Source organism: Nostoc sp. DedVER02, from assembly GCF_034530675.2.
Taxonomy (GTDB): domain Bacteria; phylum Cyanobacteriota; class Cyanobacteriia; order Cyanobacteriales; family Nostocaceae; genus Nostoc.
This window is the reverse complement of the sequence record NZ_JAVRCP020000002.1, coordinates 1-6,548: the sequence shown is the minus strand read 5'-3', so window position 1 is coordinate 6,548 and position 6,548 is coordinate 1. Positions and strand designations below refer to the sequence as shown.

General features: G+C 40.2%; 5 protein-coding genes. All 5 read left to right on the top strand.

Annotated features, from left to right (window positions below):
- Positions 1-107 precede the first annotated feature (107 nt).
- The 5 genes from RMZ41_RS04135 (at position 108) to RMZ41_RS04115 (ending at position 6,506) form a co-directional block, all read left to right on the top strand.
- Entirely contained in the window at positions 108-818 is a 711-nt protein-coding gene (locus tag RMZ41_RS04135; RefSeq protein WP_322645250.1) for a hypothetical protein, read from the top strand.
- Between the two features lie 145 nt (positions 819-963).
- A complete protein-coding gene (locus RMZ41_RS04130; RefSeq protein ID WP_322645251.1) occupies positions 964-1,809 on the top strand; it encodes a TnsA endonuclease N-terminal domain-containing protein in 846 nt (281 codons plus the stop codon).
- Positions 1,806-3,998: a Mu transposase C-terminal domain-containing protein gene (locus RMZ41_RS04125; RefSeq protein ID WP_322645252.1), complete on the top strand. Its 2,193-nt coding sequence runs from the start codon at positions 1,806-1,808 to the stop codon at positions 3,996-3,998. Before RMZ41_RS04130 ends, RMZ41_RS04125 begins: the two co-directional genes overlap by 4 nt.
- Positions 3,991-5,610 (top strand): ATP-binding protein, encoded by a 1,620-nt coding sequence (locus RMZ41_RS04120; protein ID WP_322645253.1) that lies wholly within the window; start codon positions 3,991-3,993, stop codon positions 5,608-5,610. The genes RMZ41_RS04125 and RMZ41_RS04120 overlap by 8 nt, the downstream gene beginning before the upstream one ends.
- Positions 5,607-6,506 carry a TnsD family Tn7-like transposition protein gene (locus RMZ41_RS04115; protein WP_322645254.1) on the top strand — a complete coding sequence of 300 codons (900 nt, stop codon included), beginning with the start codon at positions 5,607-5,609 and terminating at the stop codon, positions 6,504-6,506. The genes RMZ41_RS04120 and RMZ41_RS04115 overlap by 4 nt, the downstream gene beginning before the upstream one ends.
- Positions 6,507-6,548 lie beyond the last annotated feature (42 nt).

Sequence of the window (6,548 nt, the reverse complement as noted above, 5' to 3'; positions counted from 1 at the left end):
ACGGTAGTTTCGGTAGCAATTGAGAAGCTAGTAAAGCGATCATATATTTCTTGCTATTGCGAAGATAAAAAGAGCGTCCTCAAAAAATAAAAATAGCAAAATTCCAAATGTCCAAAAGAAAGGATTTAGACAAGAATCAAATCATTACATTACTTCATTCAGCACTTTCTGAAGAAGTTTTAGAGCTTAATAAAGTGCAAGAACTGCTTGAGCAAGTCCTTGAAGAAGAATTATGGCGGAAAAGAATTATTCCAGAAACAGAGGAGGTTGCAACATTTGATTCCTTTTTTGATTTTGTACACACTTCCCCACCAGTAGGACTAGGGACAACTCTTCAAACACTCTGGCGACTGTGCTCCCATGACTCATTACTTCTAGATTTGCTAGACCGTATTGTACTGAGACAAGCAGGAGCACCTGAAAAAAATCAAAGGATTGATAGTGAGCAGATAATTGTTGATAATATACACAATTACGATAAGATAAAGAGACCTACTGGCACCAGCAAACAAGCTGGACTTCGCCAGCTTCGTAAAAAAAATCCCGAATTACACGCTAAAGTTCTGGCTGGTGAGTTAACTGTTAATGCTGCTATGGTTCAAGCTGGATTAAGAATCAAGCAAGTAACAGTTTTTGTAAATCCTCTTCGGGCAGCGACGAAGCTTGAAAAAACCTTTCAAGAGGAGGATTTCATCGAACTGGTAGCATTGCTTATGTCTGCCTTGCCAGAAGAAAAGGAGATAGTGGCGGAAAAATTCAAACAAGTTCTGGATGAAAAGCAACTCAAAAAAATTAAAGATTTTTTAGCATCTCTTTGAAGAAGCCATTCAGTAACCTTCCTTTTCAGACAGAACTTGCACGTAAGCAAAATGCTTTTGGTACAGCGATCGTTACTGCGACAAGGCAATGGATGTAACGTACAGGCTGGAGAAAAGCACAACTTATTTAATTGGGGGCAATTGAATGGCTAAACGAAAGAGAGTTATAAATCCAGAAGTTATCAACAGGTATATCAAAGAAGGTCGTGGACAAGGCATAGCTTCTGAATACAAACCCTGGTTATTGATTCAAGATGTACCATCACTAGGTCTTGCTACCAGAATCAAGGGTTGGAAAACCAAAAGAGTTCATCATTTACACAGCAACCTAGAACTTAACTATTTCTATGTGCTGGAATGGTCATCTATTGTTTGTGATATTCGGGAACAGTATCCCCTGCTACCCTTAGAAGAAACATTAGCGATCGCTGAACAGTCTGGAATTCCTCATCCGAAACACCCAAAAACTCAAGAGCCAATTGTAATGACAACTGACTTTTGTGTTACTGTTCGCCAGAAAATTGGAGTTGTAGAGCAAATTCGTACAGTCAAATATGCTCAAGATTTGCAGTCAGAAAGGACATTACAAAAATTAGACATTGAACGTCAATATTGGCAGTCCAGAGGTATCGATTGGAAAATCGTCACAGAAAATGAAATTTCTGAAGCATTAGTCAAAAATGTTGAGTGGCTACACCCTTATCTGGTAGTTGAGAATCTATCACCTCTTTCAGCATCTGAAATTCGTCGAATTGAAACAGCTCTAACTCTGAGAATAGTCAAACAAAATCAATCATTAGCAAGAATAGCTGCTGATTGTGATGACAAACTCGGTCTATCACCAGGTATCTGTCTTACTGTAGCTCGTCATCTTCTTGCCAACCGCAAGTGGTTGATTGACATGAATAAACCAATTCAACCCAGTGAGCCTTTAGTTCTTCTGGCCAATCTGTTAGAGCAATCACATCAAGGATTAGAGGGTGTAGGATGAGTCTTCTCGTCAATATGCTGCTGGAATGGCAAAACGCTGAGGCTGAAAACAAAATTGAGCGTGTACTGTGGATTGACCCGTCTGGTCAAGACATGGTGACCATAGAGATTAACAACTCAAAAGCGCTCCCAAAATGGCAAAAATTCAAAGAGGTGGAGACAGCAATTATATCCAAGAAGATGTGTATCCTTGAAGTTGATCCATATTCAGGGTTACTTCGTCCCGAAAGTGCTATTTCAGAGAATCACCGTCAGCGTAGAGACCATGCATGGAATGTCATTGCCCCATTAGTTGAGGGTGAAATAGAGTTAATCTTTGATGCCCGTACTCGTGGTCAACTGATAAGGGATACAGTCAAACGGACAGGTTGCATAAAAAAGACTATTTATCATTACTTGCGGCGTTACTGGCAGGGAGGACAAGCAAAAAATACCCTTCTTCCCTTGTTTGATAGATGTGGGGCAAAAGGGAAAGAAAAAAAACCTTCTAATTGTAAGCGTGGTCGCCCAAGTAAGCTCTCAAAAGTAACAAATATACCACTAGGGATCAATGTAGATGATGAAATAAGACACAGCTTTCAGCGTGGGATCAAATTATTTTATGAAAAGCAACAGGGAATAACTTTGAATAATGCCTTTGACGAGACCTTAAAAAAGTTTTTTCATAAGGGTTATGAAATTCGAGATAAAGTATTAGTGCCTGTATTACCACCTGCTAGCGAACTACCTACATTTGCTCAGTTCCGCTATTGGTATGACAAAGAGCGTGATATTAGTAGGGAAAAAATTTCTCGTGAAGGTCAGCGTCGATTTAATTTATCTTATCGGGCTATACTTGGAAATTCAACCCAAATGGCTTATGGTCCAGGGTCAGTCTACCAAATTGATGCCACTATCGGCGATATTTATCTAGTTAGTTCTCTAGACCGAAATCGTATTATTGGTCGCCCTGTAATTTACTTTATCATCGATACCTTTAGCCGACTCATTACAGGATTTAGTGTCAGTTTAGAAGGTCCAAGTTGGTTAGGTGCAATGTTAGCTCTTGAAAATGCTACGAAGGATAAAGTAGCTTTTTGCCAAGAGTATGGAATTCAAATTGATGAAGCAGATTGGCCAAGTCATCACCTTCCTGAAAAAATTTTAGCAGACCGAGGTGAATTAGAAGGATACAACGCTGACAATTTGGTTAATGCTCTTGACATTGGGATATCCAACACGCCTCCCTACCGAGCTGATTGGAAAGCAATTGTTGAGCGAAACTTTCGCTTAAGCAATGACAAAATGATTCACTGGATGCCTGGAGCTGTTTACCAAAAACGAGAAAGAGGTGACAAGGACTATAGGCTTGATGCAGTTCTAGACCTTAACCAATTCCGCAAGCTGATGATTTACTGCGTCCTTGACCATAACAAAGACCACAGGATGCAATGGTATCGAATGGACGAGTTCATGATCCAAGATTATGTTGACCCTTACCCACTAGACGTTTGGAATTGGGGCATCAGAAACCGAGTTGGTCATCTTCGCCAAATGGCATCTGAAATTGTCAAACTAAATCTGCTGCCAACAGCAGAGGCTTCAGTCACTGCACAAGGTATCTATTATAAAGGATTGTTATATACCTGCCAACTAGCTCTACGTGAGCAATGGTTTGTAAAGGCAAGAATCAAGGGAAGATGGAAAGTTCCAATAGCCTATGATATCCGCTCATTGAATACCATATATCTGCGCCTTGATGACAGTAGACACTTGGAACCTTGCGAGCTTATTGAGACTGAGACAACATTCAGAGGGCGAAATTGGTATGAAACCGTTGACTACTTTGAGCTACAAAAACAAGGCAAAGAAATTGCTATGACTCGCCAACAGTCTTCCAAAGCTACTTTCCAAGCTCAAGTAGACCAGATTCTGGGTGAAGCCAAAGAACAGACTGAAAAAGCGCTCACTGGCCAAAGTAAGCGATCGCGTACCAAAAATATTAGAGAAAATCGCAAATCAGAGCGTGAAAGTGAGCGAGAAACAGGAGCATGGGAATTGGGAGCCAAAGAAAATTCCCAGGAGCTAGGGCAAGTAATTCCAATACCTTTAAATACTCAACCCGAAGAAGAGAACGAAGGTTATGTAGCTCCACCCAAGTCAATTGATAAATTACGCAAGCTAAGAGAGAGGAACTGGAAAAATGACTAGTACCAATTTGACGCCATCACTCTTAGTAGGGAAGGGAGCAGTTGTACCAGCCTCATACCGCGATCCACTAATTTCAAGCTACCGTGGTAATCCACTGATCGAGGCCTTACCCCCAATTCTATCAGAAGAGGAAGTTATGCAGTTTCTGGCAAATTATCCCAATTATGATGAGGGAGAACGCCAACTGCCATCCCATCTGCGTTTACATTTGGTGCAGAATGCACTGCAATTTTTTGAACCTCTTCCAATTCATATTGATTTAGAACAGCGATTTTCACGCATGATTCGGGCAGGGTATCAAGCACGCAATCCAGTAAAAGCTGATTTTTGGAGAAATTTTCAAAAGCAATTAGATGTTCTGGGTTCTGAAGTGACCGCAGTCACTCAAAATCATCGATTCAGATCAACGGCAACAGGCTTCACAATTATTGGCATTAGCGGTGTGGGTAAGACCACATCTGTAGAAGCAATATTGGATCTTTATCCTCAAGTAATAGTTCACGGTCACTATTGTGATCGTGATTTTATACTCATGCAAATTGTGTGGCTAAAACTAGAGTGTCCTAATGATGGTTCAATTAAAGGTCTTTGTATAAATTTCTTTCAAGCCGTTGATGACCTTTTGAGAACAGACTATTCCAAAAATTATACAGGAGGAGGTAGACGCACTGTAGATGAGTTAATTCCGTACATGGCTCGTGTAGCTTCGCTACATTGCATCGGGGTGTTGGTAATCGATGAAATTCAACATCTGAACGAAGCTAAAAGCGGTGGCTCAAAAAAAATGCTCAACTTTTTTGTCCAGCTTATTAATACCATTGGCATTCCTGTTGTTCTTGTAGGAACCTATAAAGCCATGTCTATTTTAAGTGGTGAGTTCCGTCAAATCCGTCGGGGTAGTGGTCAAGGGGATCTTGTTTGGGACAGGATGGCAGACGATGATGTTTGGGAATTCTTTGTCGAATCGCTTTGGCGCTATCAATACCTCAAAAAACTTTGCCCACTCAAACCAGAACTATGCCACGCTCTCTATGAAGTAACTCAGGGGATTACCGACTTTGCAGTCAAAATTTATATGCTGACGCAAGTGCGGGCAATTGCAACTGGAAAAGAAACCGTTACTGAGAGCATCATTCGGTCAGTTGCTAAGGATAGCCTGCGCCTAGCACAACCAATTATGTTAGCTTTAAAAAATGGTGATATCCAATTTCTTCAAAATTTTGAGGATGTTCATCCAATCGATATTACATCTTTCATACAAGAAGCTCAAAATAGTATAAAAGTTGTTGGCAAGATTAGCTCTTCACCCATAATTCAGAAAAGCTTGGTAGAGGTTGAACAAGAAGCCAAAATTAGCCCTAATAATCCTACTTTTGATTCCCCTGCGACAGAGTTAGCAAGCAAGGTAACAGATGTTGTGACTCAATCTCCTTCGCAAAGTGAAATTAATAAGAGGCAGATAAAACGTCATAAAACTACTACAGAAAAAAAAGGCTTGGTAGAGCTTGTGAATTTGAGCGCGAAACAAGGAATTGCTGCCTATGAAGCTCTCAAGCTAGAAAATTACATTTGTTCCGCTACTGAATACTTGCCAGAGGAAGTAGAAAAATGATTGGTTTATTTCCAGATCCCTATCCAGATGAACTGCTCTATAGTATCTGTGCCCGTTTCCAAGATCGAGTAAAGTATCCAAATCAAATTTCTGTGGGAAGAGAACTCTTTGGAGTGATTGTTACCGCACCTATAGATTTTCCTACTCATCTTGGGTATCTTGTTGCAAACTTACCACCCCAATATTGCTATACAGTTGACCAACTCATCGATAACCATACTCTGATACCTTTTTACACTCCATTTTATCCACATGAGCGGATCAATTCTATTCGCAATGATATGGCAGGTTCAGACAACTCATCAATTCACGGACGTTTAGGTATTTTAAGTGCTGAGATTAAGCCAGCACAGTGGCTGCGATTCTGTCCTTTATGCGGAGATCAAGATAGCAAGAAGTTTGGAGAACTTTATTGGCATCGTGTTCACCAGTTACCTGGTGTAGAAGTTTGCCCTACTCATCTTGTTTTTCTAGAAACAAGCAGTGTAAGGACACGAGATAGAAAAAGACCACAAACATTTATCTCTGCTGAACAAGCAATAGAGAAAACATCCCCACGTCCCTTGAATATATCAAACTTACACGATCAAATTTTACTGAAGATAGCTGAAGATGCTGCTTGGTTATTAAATCAAAAATGTCTGGTTGCGAATCTTCAACTATTATATGAGCGATATCGCTTCCTTTTAGGAAGTCAAGGATTAACTTCTCCTAGCGGCAAATTGCGTGGGTCTGAATTTATAAAAGCATTTGAAAATTATTACTCTCCTGAACTATTAGAACTATTCTATTCAGAAGTTAATAAACCAACTAAAAGGCAGTGGCCGATATCATGGTTAGCAACCTCAAATCAAATATCACGGGAGCATCCACTTTTGGCAGAAACACTCAAATAGCAAGTAAACCATTCAGATAAGCACAACGAACAGAAAGGATTT

What these genes read in the sequence shown, in the direction of transcription:
- RMZ41_RS04135 (WP_322645250.1), top strand. Translation starts at nt 108, where the DNA reads ATGTCCAAAAGAAAGGATTTAGACAAGAATCAAATCATTACATTACTT.
- RMZ41_RS04130 (WP_322645251.1), top strand. Translation starts at nt 964, where the DNA reads ATGGCTAAACGAAAGAGAGTTATAAATCCAGAAGTTATCAACAGGTAT.
- RMZ41_RS04125 (WP_322645252.1), top strand. Translation starts at nt 1,806, where the DNA reads ATGAGTCTTCTCGTCAATATGCTGCTGGAATGGCAAAACGCTGAGGCT.
- RMZ41_RS04120 (WP_322645253.1), top strand. Translation starts at nt 3,991, where the DNA reads ATGACTAGTACCAATTTGACGCCATCACTCTTAGTAGGGAAGGGAGCA.
- RMZ41_RS04115 (WP_322645254.1), top strand. Translation starts at nt 5,607, where the DNA reads ATGATTGGTTTATTTCCAGATCCCTATCCAGATGAACTGCTCTATAGT.